Consider the following 17,047-nt stretch of genomic DNA (forward strand, 5'->3'; position numbering starts at 1 on the left):
GCCACGATGAGGCAGGCGCGGTGAGCGCGCTCGACGTGGCGGCGGCGGCCTGCCTGCTGCTGGGCGCGGCGCTGGCGCTGTCGGCCGGGGTGGGGCTCGTCCGCTTCCGGACCACTTTGAACCGCATGCACGCCGGCACGAAACCGCAGGTGCTCGGCGTGCTCCTGGTGCTGCTGGCCATGTGGCTGCACCGGCCCACCTGGGCGAACGCGGGGCCGCTGCTGCTGGCGGGCGTCTCGCAGGTGATCACCGTGTCGGTGGCGGCGTACATGGTGGCGCGGGCGGCCTACTCGCGCGAGCGCGCGGATGACGACACCGAGCTCCCGCCCGAGGACTGATCCTTGCCGTCCGGCCGGCTGAGCGCCGCCTGGCCGAACCAGGTCCACAGGGCCAGCGCCGCCAGGATCCCCCCGGTGGTCCAGGCCAGGACGGAGCCGAACAGGTAGTCGATCACGAGCAGGGTGGCCGTGGCCATGGAGATCGCCAGGGCGAGCGCGCCCACGATGCCGTAGAAGTTGGAGCGCCGTACCAGGATCTCCTTGCGCCCCTGCCGGAACAGCACGCGGTGCTGCGCGGTCGGCGCGATGTAGCAGATCGACGCGACGGCGGCGCTGACCAGCGCCACGTAGAACAGCCACCGGTCGGCCAGGTCCAGCTTGACGAAGCCGGGCGAGAAGGGCACGGTCAGCAGGAACGCGAACAGCACCTGCACTCCGGTCACCGCCACGCGCGCGCCCTGCAGGAGCTCCACGAAGTTCCGGTCCGCCCGCTCCTGGTCCGACTCGTTCTTCACGCCGCCTCCCGCCTTTGGAACGAGGAATCCTCCTTCCTTGGCAAAGCGGGCTAAAACATCAGGTCGATAATCTTGGGCGGGGTGATCGGGAGGTCGCGCACGCGGTGGCCGGTGGCGTGGTACACGGCGTTCCCGATGGCGGCCGCCGTGCCGACGATGCCGATCTCGCCGATGCCCTTGATGCCCATGGGGTTGAGCTCGCCGTCCTCCTCCTCCAGCCAGACCGCCTCGATGTCCGGCACATCCGCGCAGGCCGGCACGTGGTACTGGGCCAGGTCGCGCCGGAGGAAGCCGCCGAACTCCTCGTCGGTGAACGTCTCCTCCATCAGCGCCATCCCCATGCCCATCGTCATGCCCCCGACGAACTGCGACCTGGCCAGCGTGGCGTCCACGATGTGCCCCGCGGCGAACACGCCGAGCAGGCGCGAGACGCGTAGCTCGCCGGTCACGGAGTTCACCCGCACCTCGGCGAACTGGGCGCCGAAGGCGTGCCTGGCCAGCTCCGCGTCCCGCTTGACCTCCTCGGTGGTGTCGGCGTGGCCCACCGCGCCGTTCACCTTGAGCCCCTCGCAGGCGCGTACGATCGCCGACCCCCACGAGGCCGTGCCCATGGAGCCGCCGGCGAGCGGCGCGTCCGGCAGGTCGCTGTCGCCCAGCTCGACGTGGACCCGGTCGGGCGCGACGCCCAGCGCCTCCGCCGCGATCCTGGTCAGCGCGGTACGCGCGCCGGTCCCGATGTCGGCGGCGGCGATCTGGACCAGGAAGTCGCCCTCCCGCATGGTGACGACGGCCTTGGACGGCCGGCGCCTGGACGGGTAGGTGGAGGCGGCCACGCCGGTGCCGATCAGCCACTCGCCGTCCCGCAGGCGCGCGGGCTCGGGGTCGCGCCGGTCCCAGTGGAAGCGGTGCGCCCCCTCACGCAGGCAGGCCACCAGATTGCGGGAGCTGAACGGCAGGCCGCTCTCCGGCTCCACCTCCGGATCGTTGATCACGCGCAGCTCGATCGGGTCGATGCCGGCGGCGTAGGCCAGCTCGTCCATGGCGGACTCCAGCGCGTACATGCCGGGGCACTCGCCCGGGGCGCGCATCCACGACGGGGTGGCGACGTCCAGCCGGACGAGCCGGTGCGCGGTGCGCAGCGCGGGCGTGGCGTACATGACGCGGCTCGGGGTCGCGGTCTGCTCGGCGAACTCCACCAGCGTCGAGCTCTGCTCGTACGCCACGTGCTCCAGTGCCGTCAGCCGGCCCTCCGCGTCGGCGCCGAGCCGCAGCCGCTGGATCGTCGGCGTACGGTAGCCGGTCACGTCGAACATCTGCTGCCTGGTCAGCACGGCCTTGACCGGGCGGCCGACGGCCTTGGCGGCCAGGGCGGCCAGCACGGCCTGCGCCCTGGCCGTGCCCTTCGAGCCGAACCCGCCGCCGACGTGCCTGGACACCACGCGGACCTGCTCCCTGGGCAGGCCCAGCGTCTTCGCGATGAGATCGCGGCTCGCGGACGTGCCCTGCACGGTGTCGTACACCAGCAGCCTGTCCTCGGTGTCCCACAGCGCCAGGGCGGCGTGCGGCTCCATCGGGTTGTTGTGCTGGACGGGCGTCGTGTAGGTCACGTCGATGCCGGTCTCGGCCGCGTCGAGCCCGGCCTCGACGTCGCCCTTCACGGTGTCGCACGGGTAGTCGGGGTTGACCCGCTCCGGCTGGTAGAGGTTGGGGTGGTCGGCGCGCAGGGTCACGTCGTGGAGGTCCTGCTCGTACTCGACGACGATCGCGTCCGCGGCGGCGCGGGCGTTCTCGTACGTGTCGGCCACCGCGGCGGCCACGATCTGGCCCCGGTAGGCGACGTCGCGGCTCTGGAACAGCGCCAGCTCGCCCTGGGCCTTCTCGCCGAGCCGGGGCGGGTCCTCGCTGGACAGCACGGCCAGCACGCCGGGCATGGCGAGCGCCTCGCCGCCGTCGATCCGCTTGATGCGGCCCTTGGCGATCCGTGACTGCACGGGATAGGCGTAGGTGACGCCCTCGGCCGGGTATTCGGCCGCGTACGTGGCCAGCCCGGTGACCTTGACGCGGCCCTCGACGCGGTTCACGATGCCAGCTCCTCGAGCGTGCGGACGATCAGATTGCGGGCCAGCGGCAGCTTGAAGGCGTTGCGCGGCAGCGGCCGGGCCTGCTCCAGCTCCGCCTCGGCGGCGGTGAGGAACGCCTCTCCCGTCGCGGGGCCGCCGATCAGCACCTGTTCGGCACGCTCGGCCCGCCAGGGCGCGTGGGCCACGCCGCCGAGCGCGATGCGGCAGCCGGCGACCACGCCGTCGCGTACGTCGAGCACGGCCGCGATGGACACGAGCGCGAACGCGAACGAGGCCCGCTCGCGTACCTTGCGGTAGAGCGAGGCGCCCGGCGGCGGCGCGGGCAGCTCCACGGCGGTGATCAGGTCGCCCGGCTCCAGCACGGTGTCCCGCTCGGGCGCGTCGCCCGGCAGCCGGTGCAGCCCGGGAATCGGGACGATCCGGTCACCGCCCGGGCCGGTGACGTGCACCTCGGCCCCCAGCGCGGCCAGCGCGACCGCCATGTCGGACGGGTGGGTGGCCACGCAGGCGTGCGAGGTGCCGAGGATGGCCAGGTTCGTGTGGTCGCCCTCGATGGCCGGGCAGCCGGAGCCGGGCTCGCGCTTGTTGCAGGGCCTGGTCACGTCCTGGAAGTACGGGCAGCGGGTGCGTTGCAGCAGGTTGCCGGCGACCGTCGCCATGTTGCGCACCTGGCCGGACGCGCCGCTCAGCACCGCCCGCGCCAGCATGGGGTAGCGGGAGCGCACCAGGGGATCGGTCGCCAGATCGCTGTTGCGTACGGCGGCGCCGACGCGGACCCGGTCGCCGGCCTCCTCGATCGCGTCGAGCGGCAGCCGGCTGACGTCCACCAGGTGGTCGGGCCGGGCCACTCCCAGCCGCATGAGGTCCACCAGGTTGGTGCCGCCGCCCAGGTACATGGCGCCGGGCCCGAACCTGCTCACTGCGTCAGAAGGGCTCTCCGCGCGGGCGTACTCGAAGGTCTTCACGGCGCGACCTCGGCGATCGCGCTGACGATGTTGACGTACGCGCCGCACCGGCACAGGTTGCCGCTCATCCGTTCGCGGATCTCCTCCGGGGTCAGGCCGGGGTCGGTGAGAAGGTCGTCGGTGATCGCGCTCGGGCCCGGCTCGCCCAGCATCCCGGCCGCCGAGCAGAGCTGGCCGGGCGTGCAGTAGCCGCACTGGAACGCGTCGTGCTCCATGAACGCCGTCTGCAGGGGATGCAGCTCGTCCTCGTGGCCCAGCCCCTCGACGGTGGTGATCTCCGAGCCGTCCATCGCGACGGCCAGGGCCAGGCAGGAGTTGGCCCGCCGCCCGTCGATCAGTACCGTGCAGGCCCCGCACTGGCCGTGGTCGCAGCCCTTCTTCGCGCCGATCAGCCCCAGCCGCTCGCGCAGCAGGTCGAGCAGCGACATCCGGGGGTCCACTGTCACGGCGCGGGACACGCCGTTCACCATCAGGGTGATGTCCATGGCGCACGACTACCCGAGGTCCAGACGAGGCAACCCCTGAGCGCGGTAAAGCGGGAGCCCCAGAGTTTCGTCCGGTTTTGTGGCTGTGTCGGCGGGTAGCCGAGCGGGATGAGCCGGGCGATCGACGAGCAAGTGACGGAGTCGGCGGCGGTGCTCACCGTCAACGCCGGCTCGTCGAGCCTTCGACTGGATCTTGTGGAGGGCGGGTGCGTGCTGGACAGCGCGCATGCCGAGCGCGCCATCGACCCCGGCTCGGCCAGGGAGGAGCTGGCGGCGTTCCTCGGCGGGCATTTCGGCCGCGACATCCGTGCCGTGGCGCACCGCCTGGTGCACGGCGGCGATCTCGTACGCGCTCCGGTGGTGGCCGACGACGAGACGGCCGCGGCGCTGCGCGGCCTGACGAGCCTGGCGCCGCTGCACCTGCCGCCGGCGCTGGCCCTGCTGGAGGCGGCTCGCGAGGAGCTGCCCGCCGTGCCGCACGTGCTCTGCCCGGACACCGCTTTCCACGCGGGGCTGCCGGAGGAGGCCGCGCTCTACGCCCTGCCGCTGTCGTGGCGGGAGCGCTTCGGCCTGCGCCGCTACGGCTTCCACGGCCTGTCGTACGCGTGGGCGGCCGACCGGACGGCCGAGCTGCTCGGCAAGCCGCTGACCGAGCTGGACCTGGTGCTGACGCACCTGGGCGGCGGGTGCTCGGTGAGCGCGGTGTCGGGCGGGCGCAGCCTGGACACGTCCATGGGCTTCACGCCGCTGGACGGGCTGCCCATGAGCAAGCGCTCGGGCAGCGTGGACCCCGGGATGCTGCTGTGGCTGCTGTCCTGCGGCCATCTCACGCTGGAGGAGCTGGGCGAGGGGCTGGAGCGGCACTCCGGCCTGCTCGGGCTGTCGGGGAACCTGTCCGGGGACACGCGCGAGCTGGTGGCGGCCGCGCGGGAGGGCAACGCGGCGGCGGAGCTGGCTCTGGGCGTGTTCAGCCACCGGGTGAGCAGGGAGATCGCCGCCGCGGCCACCTCGCTGGGGCGGATCGACGCGCTGGTCTTCACGGGGGAGATCGGCTGGGACCAGCCAGAAGTACGCGAGGCCGTCTGCGGCCGGCTGGGCCTGCTCGGCATCGAGCCTCCTGTCATGGGCAACCGCCACGACGACGGCCCGGTCAGCGCGTACGGCGCGGCCGTCCCCGTCATGGTGGTCCAGGTCCGGGAGGAGCTGCAGCTGGCCCGCGAATGCCTGCGGATGCTCGCGGAGGAGGACGAATGACGGTTCTCGACGAGGTACGCCGGTCGGCCCTGCCGCTGACCGGCCCGGGGGACCTCGACCCGCTGCTGGAGCGCGTGGGCGAGGCCAGATTCGTGCTGATCGGCGAGGCCAGCCACGGCACGCACGACTTCTACGCCTGGCGGGCGGAACTGACCCGCCGCCTGATCGCCGAGAAGGGATTCGGTTTCGTCGGGGTCGAGGGCGACTGGCCCGACTGCGAACGGGTGCACCGGGCCGTGACCGGCGACACCGATCCCTTCGAGGCGCTCTACACGTTCCAGCGCTGGCCCACGTTCATGTGGGCCAACCACGAGGTCGTGGAGTTCTGCCGGTGGCTGCGGCGCTGGAACGCCGGCTTCCCGCCGGACCAGCGCTGCGGCTTCCACGGACTGGACGTCTACAGCCTGTGGGAGTCGCTGCGCTCCGTGCGCCGCTACGCCGCCGCCCACCTGCCGGACGAGATGGACTCGATCATGGGGGCGCTCTACTGCTTCGAGGCCTACGGCCACGACCCGCAGCAGTACGGCCTGGCCACCCGCCTGGTCCCGGAGACCTGCGAGGACGAGGTGGTGAACCTGCTCAAGTCCGTGATCCGCGCGGCTCCGGAGGACGAGGGGGGATTCAGCGCCCTGCAGAACGCCGAGACCGTGGCCGGGGCCGAGCGCTACTACCGGGCCATGGTGGGAGGCGGCCCCGAGTCCTGGAACATCAGGGACGTCCACATGACCGACACCATGGACCGGCTCGCGGACTTCCACGGCGCCGGTTCTTCGGGGGCCAAGGGCGTGGTGTGGGCGCACAACACGCACATCGGCGACGCCCGCGCCACCGACATGGCCGCCGCCGGCATGACCACCCTCGGGCAGCTCGCCCGGGAGCGGCACGGCGAGGACGCCGTGCTGGTGGGGTTCGGCAGCCATCACGGGTCCGTGGTGGCAGCCGAACGGTGGGGCGCCCAGCACCACGTCATGCGGGTGCCGCCGGCGCGGCCCGCGTCCCTGGAGGCGCTGCTGCACGAGGCCGTCGCCGGGCAGGAGGCGCTGTTCGTGGTCCCGCCCGAGGACTCCAGGGCGGGCTCCAGGGCGGCCTTCTACGACGAGCCGATGGGGCACCGGGCGATCGGCGTCGTGTACCACCCGGAGCGGGAGCGCTGGGGCAACTACGTGCCCACGGTCATGGGGCGCCGCTACGACGCGTTCATCTGGCTGGACGCGACCAAGGCGCTGCACCCCCTGCACGGCGAGCCGTGGCACGACGCCGAGCCGGAGACCTATGGTGGGGCGCGTCCAGCGGCCCACCGCATGTAGCGGGGCCCGCACATATCCGACCGCCATGTGACCGATTGTCGGTGGCGGGTGGTTGGATCTCTCGTGTGGAGGCGTCGGTCGAGCAGCTCGTCTACGTCCGGGAGGACGAATACACCGTCGCGCGCATGAGCGCCGACGGCGAGCCCGACTTCGTGGCCACCGGGCGGGCGCTGGCCGGCGTGCAGCCGGGCGAGACGCTGCGGCTGTTCGGCGAGTGGGGCCGGCATCCGCGGCACGGCCGCCGGTTCTCGGTGAGCGGGTGCGAGCGGGTGTCGCCCTCGTCGGTGCGGGCCATCCGGATCTACCTGGGGTCGGGGCTGATCAGGGGGATCGGGCCGCGGCTGGCGTACGCGATCGTCGACCACTTCGGCGAGGCCACGCTCAAGGTGATCGACAGCGAGCCCGAGCGGCTCACCGAGGTCGTCAACATCGGGCCGCAGCGGCAGGGCCAGATCGTCCAGGCGTGGCAGGAGCAGAAGGCGATCGCCGCGCTGATGGTGACGCTCCAGGGGCTCGGGGTCAGCCCGTTGCTGGCGGCCAAGATCTACCAGGTGTTCGGCCAGGACGCCGACGAGGTCCTGGCCACCGACCCCTACCGGCTGATCGGGCGGGTGCGCGGCATCGCGTTCCGCATCGCCGACAAGATCGCGCTGCAGTCGGGGGTGCCCGAGCGCAGCCCGCAGCGGATCAAGGCGGCGCTGCTCGACCGGCTGGAGGCGGCCGGCAGCCGCGACGGCCACTGCTACCTGCCGGTGGCCGCGCTGGTGAGAGAGACGGCGGAGCTGATCGAGCAGGACCAGACCCTGGTGAGCCCGGTGATCGACGCGCTGATCGCCGACCGCCGGGTGGTCGTGGAGGCCGGCCCCGACGAGCGGGGCACGCCCGTGGTGTACGCCAAGCACGTGCACAGCCGCGAGGTGGCGCTGACCGAGCAGATCACCCGGCTCATGCAGGCGCGCTCCACCCTGCCCCTGCGCTCCTTCCGCGACGACCCCGGGCTCCACGACGACCAGCGCGCCGCCGTCAACATGGCTCTGACCAGCACCGTCTCCGTCATCACCGGCGGCCCCGGGTGCGGCAAGAGCCACACCGTCAAGGCCATCGCGACCACGGTCAGGGCCGCGGGCGGCACGGTCACGCTCACGGCGCCCACGGGCAAGGCGGCCAAGCGCCTGTCCGAGCTGACCGGGCTGCCCGCGATGACCATCCACCGGATGCTCGCCCAGCAGCCCGATCCCGATCCGGAGACGCTGTTCGACGAGCGGGCGTCGCAGGCCGACCTGATCGTGGTCGACGAGGCGTCCATGCTCGACCTGCACCTTGCCACCCGGCTGGCCGCGGCCGTGCCGTCCGGGAGCCACCTGCTGCTCATCGGCGACAGCGACCAGCTGCCGAGCATCGGGCCCGGCGACGTGCTCGCCGACCTGCTGCGGGCCGAGGCGATCCCGCGGATGCGGCTCACCCACGTCTTCCGGCAGGCGGACGGCAGCGGCATCATCGACGCCGCTCACCGCATCCGCGCCGGACGGCTGCCGGTCCGCACGGCCGGTGGCGGCTTCTGGTTCGAGGAGCTCGACGATCCCGCGCAGGTCGCGCGGCGCGTGGCCCACCTGGCGATGGTGGCGATCCCGCGCAAGCAGAACGTCGAGCCCGGCCAGGTGCAGGTGCTCTGCCCGATGCGTAAGGGCGAGACGGGGGCGACCGCCCTCGGCCGCCTGATCCAGGACCAGCTCAACCCGGCGGCCGACGACAAACCGGAGCACTGGTCGGGCTCGACGGTCTTCCGGGTGGGCGACCGCGTCATGCCGATCCGCAACAACTACGACAAAGGGGTCTTCAACGGAGAGACCGCGACGGTCACGGCGGTCATCCAGGAAGAGCGCATGATCGAGATCCTGACGGACGACGGCGAGCGCGTGCGCTACGGCTTCGACGAGCTCGACGACCTGACCCACGCCTACGCGATCAGCGTGCACCGGTCGCAGGGCAGCGAATACCCGTTCGTGGTGGCGCCGATCGTCGCCGAGTCGGGCGGGATCATGCTGCGCCGCAAGCTCCTCTACACGCTGGTGACCCGGGCCAAGGCGTGGGTGGTGCTGGTGGGCCAGCGGGAGGCGCTGGAGATGGCGGTCCACCGGCTGGGCCACCGAAGGAACACCGGCCTGTCCCGCCGCCTCACCCTGGCGCTCGACGACTAGCCCATCGGACGCCCAAGATCCGGTCAGGCTCCGCCAAGTCCGGGTCAGCCGGATTGGCGCCGGCTCACCTCGTCGGCCAGCCGGTCGAGTGAGCGGTCGAGCAGCTCGCGCACCTCGTCGGCGTGGGCCCCCGAGTCGGGCTCGTCGAGCAGGGAAATGTGCACGGTCACCTCGCTGGCGCCGGCGGCCGCGTCGGACACCTGGAGCCAGCCGGCGTAGCCCGGGTGGTCGCGGCCGCCCCACTCCACGCGCAGCTGCTCCTCCGAGGCACGGAACAGCCCCTCGTGCGGCCCGGGGCCGGGCACCAGGTCGCCGTCGGCCTCCAGCGTGCCGGGGCCGGCGTCGGCGACCGACAGGCCCTTCGGAAGCCATCTGTCCATGATGTCCACATCGGACGCGACACCGTACACGATCGTGCTGTTTGCGGGCATACTCCGCGTCGCCTCGAACTCCGCCATCCCGGCCTCCCTTCCAATGGCACCGCCGTACCCGTGTGATCTGCTCGCAAACAGCGGCCGTCGCGCGGGGGCTTCCCGCTACGGTTGCGCGCGTGGAAATCGCGCGGCGAGGGGAGCGGGGCGATGGCTGAGCAGCCACGGGTGCCGCCGGAGATGTTCCGGTTCGCCACCACCGAGCGGGCCGACCTGCACACGGCGGTCCTCCACGCCTTCGGCGAGGCCGCCGAGCGGCTCCAGACGGCGCTGACGGCCGACGAGGTGCGGGACGGGCTGCGGGCGGCCGAGTGGGCAGCCGCCCCGGTCGGCGAGCAGGAACTGGCCGGGGCGCTCAGGCAGCTCGCCGGGTGGGGGCTGCTCGACGTCGTCTTCGACCACGCCGGGAGTTTCGCCAACGCCGAGGAGTACGAGCGCAAGAACCTGCAGTACACGCTGACCAGACGGGGCGAGGCGGCCCTCGCCGGCGCGCGGCACGCGATGGCGGTGCTGAACTCGGCCGGAGCGCTGCAGACCGGCGTGCTCGACGCGATCGCCGAGCGGCTGGGAGAGCTGGAGCGGCTGCTGCGCGACCCCGATCCCCGGTGCGACCGGCGCATCTTCGCCGCCCTGCAAGAGCTGGAGTGCCACCTCGACGGGCTGCGTGACAACACCAGGCGGTTCAACGGCGAGCTGCAGCGGCTGCTGCGCGTCGAGGCGGCGGAGCTGAGCACGTACCACGAGGTCAAGGGTGCCACGGTGGCCTACTTGCAGGAGTTCGCCGGCACGCTGGAGCAGCGCGGCGACACCGTCGCCGCCGCCCTGCGCGCGGTGGCCGGGCACGGCGTCGACGTGCTGCACGCGCGGGCGCTCAACGGGGCCGAGCTGCCGGAGGAGCCCGGCACGGACGGGGCCACGGCGTGGCTGGCGGCCAGGGCGGCCAGGTGGGAGGCACTGCGGCTGTGGTTCGCGCCCGACGACGGGGAGGTTGCGCGGGTGCGGCTGCTCCACGACGTGGCGCGGCGGGCCGTCGTCTCGCTGCTGGAGGTGCTCGACCGGATCACCGACTCCCGCCGCCGTCCCTCCAGCGCCGCGGCGGACTTCCGTACGCTCGCCCGCTGGTTCGCGGGCGCGCCGAGCGAGGACGACGCCCATCGGCTGTGGGACGCGGCCTTCGGGCTGGGCTCCGCCCGGCACGCGCACCTGGGGCACGCGGACGCCGAGCTGATCCCGGCCGGAGTGGCGTGGTCGGAGGCCGAACCCGTGGAGGTGTCGGCGCTGCTGCGCTCGCGCGGGCGCAACGAGCGGATGGGACGTACGGGGAGGGTGCGCGACGTCGACCGCCTGCGGGCCGAGCGCAGGGCGCGGGCCGAGAAGGAGCGGGCGGAGCTGGAGGCCGCCTGGTCGGCGCTGGCCACCACCGGGGCCATGCGGCTGTCGCAGATGGGGGAGCTCGATCACGACACGTTCGGCCGGCTGCTCGATCTGCTCGGGAGGGCCCTGGCCGAACGGCCCGACTCGACCGGGTTCCGGCGGGCCGTGACCTCCGACGGGCGGGTGGAGATCGTGCTGCGGGCGCCCGATGACGGGGCGGTGGCGGTGCTGCGTACCCCGGAGGGGTGGTTCCGGGGGCCCGACTACCTGATCGACGTGCGCTCGATCGAGGCGCCTCACGACCGGGAGGCCGGTGAGGGGTTGCACAGGTGGGTGGTGGGAGCGTGAGCAGCCTGGCCAACCAGCTCGTCAGAGCCGAGAAGGAGGAGATCGCGCGGGCGATCAGAACCCTGCTCCGCCGCCCCCTCATCTCCCAGCACGACGACCCCGCCGCCTTCGACCTGATCAGGAAGCGGCGGCAGCCGCTGATCCAGTGGTTCGACTACTTCTGCGGCTGGCGGCTGGTCGTGGAGCCGCGCCAGGGGTACGCCCGCCTGATCAAGGTCAGAACGGAGCCGAGCGCCACCCGGCCCGCCCGGCGCCGCCGCGCCACCAGGGCCCCGTTCGACCGCCGCCGCTACACGCTGCTCTGCCTGTGCGCGGCCGAGCTGCTCACCTCGCCGGTCACCACGATCGGCATGCTGGCCCGGCGCGTCGTCCACGCGGCCGCGGTGGAGGCGGAGGTGCCCGCGTTCGACCCGGTCAGGGGCGAGGAACGGGCCGCGTTCGTGGACGCGCTCAACCTGCTCGAACACCATGGCGCGATCATCGCCATGGACGGCGCCACCGACGCCTACCTCGACGACGAGGAGGCCAAGGTGCTCTACCGCGTCGACACCACCCGCGTGATCAGGCTGCTCGCCGCCCCCGTGCCCCCTTCCCGGATCGGGTCCGGCTCATGGGACGCGCTCACCACCGAGGCGCGGTACGGCGGCGACGAGCCGACCGAGACCCAGCGCAACCTGTGGGCCAGGCACTCGCTCATCCGCCGCCTGCTCGACGAGCCCGTCGTCTACCGCGACGAACTGACCCCCGACCAGTGGGCCTACGCGGCCTCGCTCCCCGGCCGCCGGATCGTCAGGCGCGCCGCGGAGGAGGCCGGTTTCGTGCTGGAGGAACGCGCCGAGGGCTTCCTGCTCGTCGACACCGACGCCACCGCCACGGACACCAGGTTCCCCGACGACGGCAGCCACGCCAAGGTGGCCGCCCTGCTCATGCTCGACCTGCTCGTCTCCTCCGGTCCCGTCACCGCCGCCCGGCTCGACGCCGAGGCCACGCAGCTGCTGCGCCGCTTCCCGCTGTGGGCCAGGGCGTACCAGTCCGACGAGGGCGGGCCGCGGCTGGCCGCCGACGCGCTGGAGGTGCTCACGATGTTCGGGCTGGCCCGCCGTACGGGTGACCGCGTCGCCGCCCTGCCCGCCGCGGCCCGCTACCGGGTCGACCCGGCCGTTCAGGAGGATTCATGACAGTCACCGAGCTCACCGCCGCCGCCCGCGCCATGCAGGGGATGGACGCCCGCTGGGTCCCCGTACGCGCCGGAGTGCTCAACGTGTGGCGCTACTACGACGAGGTGTTCGAGTTCCACCGGGGCAGGCTGCTGCTGCGCGGGCCCAACGGCAGCGGCAAGTCCAAGGTGCTCGAGCTGCTCTTCCCGTACGTGCTCGAGGCCAGTCTCAAGCCGAGCCGGCTGTCCACGTTCGGCGGCACCGAGCGCACCATGCACTGGAACCTGATGGGTGACGGCGCCGGCGGCACCACCCGCGTCGGCTACGTGTGGCTGGAGTTCCGGCACGCCGACGGCCGCTGGTTCACCTGCGGCGCCCGGCTTCAGGCCACCATCCACACCAGGAACGTCAGCGCCGTCTACTTCACGACAGAGGCCCGCGTCGACGCCCCCGACGGCATCCGCCTCACCGGCGAGGGCGGCCAGCCGTTGACCAAGGCCCAGCTCATCGAGGAGCTCGGCACGTCGGGCCAGGTCCACGACTCCGCCGACGCCTACCGCGCCGTCGTGCGCCAGACGCTCTACCCGGGACTCAACGAGGAGCGCTATGACTCGCTCCTGACCGCGCTGCGCCAGCTGCGCACCCCCAAGCTCTCCGAACGCCTCGACCCCGGCCTGCTGTCCGACCTGCTGTCGAGCGCCCTGCCGCCGCTCGGCGAGGGGGAGATCCACGAGATCGCCGAAGGGTTCGAACGGCTCGACCGGCAGCGCGAGGAGCTGCGGCTGCTCGACCGCGACGTGGAGGAGGCCGACCGGCTGGCCGCCCGGCAGCGCGACTACGCCCAGCGCGTGCTGCGGGCCGCCGCCGCCGGGGTGCTGTCCGCGGGGCACGCCCTGGACTCGCTGGCCGCCGAGACCGAGGCCAGGCGGGAGGCGCTCAAGGAGGCCGAGGACGAGCTGGCCGCCACGACCGCGCGGCTCGGCGAGGAGGAGGCGCAGGAGCTGGCGCTGGCCGCGCAGATCGACGGGCTCAAGGAGGCTGAGGCGTACCGGGCGGGCTCTGAGCTGCACCGGCTCCGCACGGAGGCGCAGGACGCGCACGAGACGGCCGCCCGCCTCCGCGACCAGGCGGGCGCGGCCGCCCGGTCTGCCACCGCCAAGCAGGAGTTGGCTGCCGCGGCCGCCGCCACGGCCCGCTCCGCCGCGGCGCTCGCCGACCGCGCCAGGACGGAGGCCCGCCACGCGGCCGAACGCGCCGGCCTCCTCGCCGCGCACGAGGAGTCCGAACGAGCGGGATCCACCTGGGAGGCCGACGACCTCGACGACGCCCACCCCGAGGCTCTCCCGAACGCGCCTCGCCTCGGTGCCACGCCTCCCGGATCCGGTGCCACGCCTCCCGGGCCTGGCGTTGCGCCTCCCGGATCCGGCGTCGCGCAGGGTGGGCCTGGCGTTGCGCCTCCCGGGTCCGTCGGCGCGTCTCTCGAGCCCGGCGTCGCGCCGGCTAGGCTTGGTGGTGCGCAGGCCGGAGCCGGTGGCGCCGAAGCCGGTGCCGCCCGAGCCGTCGCACCCGCCGGTGGCCCCTTGCTCAGCGGCACCGCGCTCAGCGGCGGGCGCACCTTCGATGCCGACGCTGCACCTGACGATGGGCACGCGTCCGAGGGCGGCCGTGCACGAAAGGGCAGCCTTGCGCCCGACGGTGGCCGTGCGTCCGAGGGCGGTCCTGCACCGGACGGTGGCCGTGCGTTCCAGGGCGGTCCTGCACCGGACGGTGGCGCTGCGTCCGAGGACGGGGATCCGTTCGGGGGCGGCGTCGCGCCTGGCGGTGGCCGTGCGTCTGATGGTGGCCGGGCGTTGGGGAGTGGGCCCGCATCCGGCAGGGGGCGCGCACCCGAGGTCGGGTGTGCTTTCGACGGCGAGGACGCCGTGCACCGGGCGCGGGAGCTGTCGCGGGCCGCCGTCACCAGCCGGATCGCCCAGATCCGCGAGGTGCGCGCCGGAGCCGCCGAGCACCAGCAGGCGATCAACGGCCGCACCGCCGCCGAGCAGGACCGCGACCGCGCCCGGGACGCCCTGGCCGCCGCCCGCACGGCCCACGACCAGGCGGAACGCCTGCGCGACGAGCGAGCCCGCGACCTGGCCGCCGCCCTCGCCGACTGGGCGGAAGGCTGCACACAGCTCAAGCTCGACCCCGAGGAGACGGCGGGCGCGGCCGAACGATCGGAGCAGGCCGACGAGGTGGTCGCCGCCGCGCGTACGGCGGCGGCGGTCAGGCTGGCCGACCGCGAGCAGCACCTGACGGGCCTGCGCGACAAGCTGCTGGCCGAGCGCGCCGAGCTGACCCGCGAACGCGAACGACTCAACGACCAGGCCGTCATCGAGCCCCCGACCTCGCACGCCCGGGACACCGCCGCCAGGGACGGCCGCCCCGGCGCCCCGCTGTGGCGGGCCGTGGCGTTCAGGTCGGGCCTCGACCCGGTCGCACAGGCGGGCGTGGAGGCGGCGTTGGAGGCGGCGGGCCTGCTGGACCTGTGGCTGCGCCCTGACGGCGGGTTCGACCAGGGCGAGCACGACGCGTTCGCCGTGGCGTCGCTGGCCAAGCCCGCGCCCGGCTACAGCCTGGCCCACGTGCTGCTCACCGAGGCGGACTCGCCGGTACGGGCCGACACGGTGCTGGCGGGCATCGCGTTCGCGCCCAGCGCGATCGGCGTCGACCATCCCGCCGTCGTCGGCGCCGACGGCACCTGGCGGCTCGGGCCGGCGGCGGGCCGCTGGGTCAAGCCCGAGCCTTCCTACATCGGCGCCACCGCTCGCGAGCGCGCCAGGCGCCGCCGCATCGCGGAGCTGGACGACCGGCTCGGCGAGCTCGCGGGCACGATCGCCGAGTGCGACCACCTGCTCGCCGTGGTCGACGCCGACCGCGACACGCTCTCCGCCGAGCTGCGGCGCAGGCCCGACAGGCAGCCGTACGCCCGGGCGGTCGAGGCCCTCGACGGCGCGGTGAAGAAGGTCGCGCTGCTGGAGGACCAGCTGCGGGCGTACGAACTGCGCCTGCACGAGCGGGAGAAGGAGGCCGGCCGGTCGCTGCGGCGGCTCACCGAGCTGGCGGCGGAGCACGCCCTGCCCACCGCGACACCCGCGCTCGACCACCTGGAAGAGGCCCTGCGCACCGCCGAGGCGGCCGGCGCCGCCTGGCACGACCGGCGGGCCGACGCCCGTGCCGCGAGGGAACGCGCCCGGCACGCCACCGCGAGCGCGGCCGAATACCAGGAGCTCGCCGTCAGAGCCGTCGAGCGCGCCGAGGCCGCCGCGGCCGCCGCCGTGGTGCTGGCGGAGAAGCTCGCGGCCGTGGAGTCCGCGATCGACGCCGATCAGGCGCGGGTGCTGGACCTGCTCCAGGAGGCGCAGCTCGCGTACCAGGCCTGCCGCCGCATCATCCGCTCGATCACCGACGACCTGACCCGGCTCAACACCCGGCTCGGCCGGCTCAGGGGCGAGCTCGGCACGGCCGAGGGGAGACACGCCGAGGCGGGCCGCGCGCGGGAGGAGGCGTCGGAACGGTTCCGCCGTCTGATGGCCGGGCACCTGCCGGCAGACGCGCGCGTGACGGCCGAGCCGGTGCACGACACCGGGGTGCGGGCCGTGCTGGAGTCGGCCGGGGCCGTGGCCGAGCAGCTCGCGGAGGTGCCGTACGAGCAACGGAGCGTCAAGGAGGCCGAGGCGCGGCTGCAGGACGCCTTCCACCACGCCAGGGAGATCCTCGCCGGCCGGGCCGAGCTGGAGCTGGTGGCCGACGAGGACGTTCAGGTGCTGACCGCCACCGCCGGCGGCCTCCGGGCCGGAGCGGCGGCGCTCGGCGAGGCGCTGCGCAAGGAGCGCGACGAGCGGCGCTCACACATCACGGTGGCCGAGCGGGACCTGTTCGACCGGACGCTGGCGGGCGACACGCGGCGGCACCTCGCCGACCGGATCAGGCAGGCGAGCGCCCTGGTGGAGAGCATGAACCAGCGCCTGGAACGGGTCCGCACCGCCTCGCGGGTGGCCGTCCGGCTGGTCTGGCAGGTTGATCCTACCCAGCCGCCCGGCACGCGGGCCGCCCGCGACCTGCTGCTGCGCGACCCGGCGGGGCTGAGCGAGTCCGACAAGGAGGCGCTCTACGCCTTCTTCAGGGACCGCGTGGAGGAGGCCCGCGCCGGCAACTGGTCGGCCGGCTGGGAGGACCAGCTCATGAAGGTGCTCGACTACACGGCCTGGCACCGCTTCGTGGTCAAGCTGGACCGGGGTGACGGGCAGGGGTGGCAGGAGCTGACCAGGAAGCTGCACGGGGCGCTGTCCGGCGGTGAGAAGGCGATCGCGCTGCACCTGCCGCTGTTCGCCGCCGTGGCCGCGCACTACCAGACCGATCCCGGGTGCCCGCGGTTCATCCTGCTGGACGAGGTGTTCGTTGGGGTGGACAAGGCGAACCGCGGGCTGGTGTTCGACCTGCTGGTGAACCTGGGGCTGGATCTCGTGCTCACGTCCGACCACGAATGGTGCGAGTACCGCGAGCTTGACGGGATCGCGATCCACCAGCTCATCACGGGCGACGGGGACGACGCGGTGACGACCGCCCGTTTCGTCTGGAACGGCTACGGAACATCGTCGATGGTGAGCTGATC

12 protein-coding genes are annotated in these 17,047 nt (G+C 73.6%); 7 read left to right on the forward strand and 5 right to left on the reverse strand.

Going from position 1 to position 17,047, the window contains the following annotated elements:
• The first annotated feature begins 20 nt into the window (after positions 1-20).
• Positions 21-338, forward strand: coding sequence for a monovalent cation/H(+) antiporter subunit G (gene mnhG, locus AB0J64_RS30690; RefSeq protein WP_364034312.1), 318 nt, complete (start codon positions 21-23; stop codon positions 336-338).
• Here mnhG and AB0J64_RS30695 read toward each other — a convergent pair.
• Genes AB0J64_RS30695 through AB0J64_RS30710 form a run of 4 tightly spaced genes read right to left on the reverse strand, consistent with a single transcriptional unit; the run spans position 287 to position 4,324 of the window.
• A complete protein-coding gene (locus tag AB0J64_RS30695; RefSeq protein WP_364034315.1) occupies positions 287-793 on the reverse strand; it encodes a DUF6328 family protein in 507 nt (168 codons plus the stop codon). The genes mnhG and AB0J64_RS30695 overlap by 52 nt on opposite strands.
• Before the next feature lie 50 nt (positions 794-843).
• A complete protein-coding gene (locus AB0J64_RS30700; protein ID WP_364034318.1) occupies positions 844-2,874 on the reverse strand; it encodes a xanthine dehydrogenase family protein molybdopterin-binding subunit in 2,031 nt (676 codons plus the stop codon).
• Entirely contained in the window at positions 2,871-3,839 is a 969-nt protein-coding gene (locus tag AB0J64_RS30705) for a xanthine dehydrogenase family protein subunit M (RefSeq protein WP_364034321.1), read from the reverse strand. Before AB0J64_RS30705 ends, AB0J64_RS30700 begins: the two co-directional genes overlap by 4 nt.
• Entirely contained in the window at positions 3,836-4,324 is a 489-nt protein-coding gene (locus AB0J64_RS30710; RefSeq protein WP_364034324.1) for a 2Fe-2S iron-sulfur cluster-binding protein, read from the reverse strand. Before AB0J64_RS30710 ends, AB0J64_RS30705 begins: the two co-directional genes overlap by 4 nt.
• Before the next feature lie 108 nt (positions 4,325-4,432).
• Here AB0J64_RS30710 and AB0J64_RS30715 point away from each other — a divergent pair, with 108 nt between their 5' ends.
• The 3 genes from AB0J64_RS30715 (at position 4,433) to AB0J64_RS30725 (ending at position 9,083) form a co-directional block, all read left to right on the forward strand.
• A complete protein-coding gene (locus AB0J64_RS30715) occupies positions 4,433-5,578 on the forward strand; it encodes an acetate/propionate family kinase (RefSeq protein ID WP_364034327.1) in 1,146 nt (381 codons plus the stop codon).
• Positions 5,575-6,885 (forward strand): erythromycin esterase family protein, encoded by a 1,311-nt coding sequence (locus AB0J64_RS30720; protein ID WP_364034330.1) that lies wholly within the window; start codon positions 5,575-5,577, stop codon positions 6,883-6,885. Before AB0J64_RS30715 ends, AB0J64_RS30720 begins: the two co-directional genes overlap by 4 nt.
• A 65-nt stretch (positions 6,886-6,950) precedes the next feature.
• Entirely contained in the window at positions 6,951-9,083 is a 2,133-nt protein-coding gene (locus AB0J64_RS30725) for an ATP-dependent RecD-like DNA helicase (protein WP_364034333.1), read from the forward strand.
• A gap of 44 nt (positions 9,084-9,127) precedes the next feature.
• Here AB0J64_RS30725 and AB0J64_RS30730 read toward each other — a convergent pair whose 3' ends face one another.
• Complete coding sequence (locus AB0J64_RS30730; protein WP_364034336.1) at positions 9,128-9,541, reverse strand: SRPBCC family protein; 414 nt, start codon at positions 9,539-9,541, stop codon at positions 9,128-9,130.
• Positions 9,542-9,664: 123 nt separating this feature from the next.
• Between AB0J64_RS30730 and AB0J64_RS30735 the strand changes: the two genes are divergently transcribed.
• The 3 genes from AB0J64_RS30735 to AB0J64_RS30745 are packed head-to-tail and all read left to right on the forward strand — an operon-like array spanning position 9,665 to position 17,045.
• A complete protein-coding gene (locus AB0J64_RS30735) occupies positions 9,665-11,236 on the forward strand; it encodes a TIGR02677 family protein (protein ID WP_364034339.1) in 1,572 nt (523 codons plus the stop codon).
• Positions 11,233-12,414: a TIGR02678 family protein gene (locus tag AB0J64_RS30740; RefSeq protein ID WP_364034342.1), complete on the forward strand. Its 1,182-nt coding sequence runs from the start codon at positions 11,233-11,235 to the stop codon at positions 12,412-12,414. Before AB0J64_RS30735 ends, AB0J64_RS30740 begins: the two co-directional genes overlap by 4 nt.
• Positions 12,411-17,045 carry a TIGR02680 family protein gene (locus tag AB0J64_RS30745; protein ID WP_364034345.1) on the forward strand — a complete coding sequence of 1,545 codons (4,635 nt, stop codon included), beginning with the start codon at positions 12,411-12,413 and terminating at the stop codon, positions 17,043-17,045. The genes AB0J64_RS30740 and AB0J64_RS30745 overlap by 4 nt, the downstream gene beginning before the upstream one ends.
• Positions 17,046-17,047: the final 2 nt, after the last annotated feature.

The organism is Nonomuraea sp. NPDC049695, assembly GCF_040674955.1.
GTDB lineage: Bacteria > Actinomycetota > Actinomycetes > Streptosporangiales > Streptosporangiaceae > Nonomuraea > Nonomuraea helvata.

Excerpts from the sequence above, each read along its gene's own strand:
- AB0J64_RS30710 (WP_364034324.1), bottom strand. The coding sequence starts at position 4,324 with ATGGACATCACCCTGATGGTGAACGGCGTGTCCCGCGCCGTGACAGTG.
- AB0J64_RS30715 (WP_364034327.1), top strand. The coding sequence starts at position 4,433 with ATGAGCCGGGCGATCGACGAGCAAGTGACGGAGTCGGCGGCGGTGCTC.
- AB0J64_RS30720 (WP_364034330.1), top strand. The coding sequence starts at position 5,575 with ATGACGGTTCTCGACGAGGTACGCCGGTCGGCCCTGCCGCTGACCGGC.
- AB0J64_RS30730 (WP_364034336.1), bottom strand. The coding sequence starts at position 9,541 with ATGGCGGAGTTCGAGGCGACGCGGAGTATGCCCGCAAACAGCACGATC.
- AB0J64_RS30735 (WP_364034339.1), top strand. The coding sequence starts at position 9,665 with ATGGCTGAGCAGCCACGGGTGCCGCCGGAGATGTTCCGGTTCGCCACC.
- AB0J64_RS30745 (WP_364034345.1), top strand. The coding sequence starts at position 12,411 with ATGACAGTCACCGAGCTCACCGCCGCCGCCCGCGCCATGCAGGGGATG.